This window comes from Pseudomonas floridensis (assembly GCF_002087235.1).
GTDB classification, from domain to species: domain Bacteria; phylum Pseudomonadota; class Gammaproteobacteria; order Pseudomonadales; family Pseudomonadaceae; genus Aquipseudomonas; species Aquipseudomonas floridensis.
In genome coordinates, this window is record NZ_MUIO01000277.1 from 1 (window position 1) to 519 (window position 519).

Here is a 519-nt window from a genome sequence, read left to right on the forward strand (position 1 = left end):
GATTGGCTTCCTGTTCGTTCATCAGGTAATGCTTGGCGGCGGCTTGCACGCCTTGCACCTGGATGCCGTTGGTGACCGCGGGGGCCAGCACCGCGCCGAGGAAGGGGTCTTCACCACTCATGTATTCGGCCGAACGACCGTTGAATGGCGTGCGGTACAGGTTGATGGCCGGAGACAGCATTTGCTGGCCACCCGCGATGCGGGTTTCATAGCCGATGGCCAGACCGAATTCCTTGGCCCGGTTGATGCTCCACGTGGCGGCGAGTGCCGACGGCGACGGGTATTGCGCGCCGAACGTCTTGCCGCCAACCAGCACACCCATCGACGAGTCATAGGCCACCGTGCCTTGCAGGCCGAATTTGTCCAGTTTGGGGATCATTCGCCCGTCGTCTACGCGAGAGAAATTGATCTTTTCCGACTGCGTCATGTTGTCGAGCATCGCCCCGACGCGGGCTTCGACTTCGTTGCCCGTCATGGGGGTGGCGGCGAACAGCGCGCTCGCCTGGGCAACGCTGAGCG

At 62.6% G+C, this 519-nt stretch carries 1 protein-coding gene; it reads right to left on the minus strand.

The window, feature by feature from the left end; translation table 11 throughout:
* A partial coding sequence (locus BZK31_RS28895) for a glycoside hydrolase family 3 N-terminal domain-containing protein (RefSeq protein ID WP_279628830.1) occupies nucleotides 1–519 on the minus strand: 519 nt, incomplete at both ends.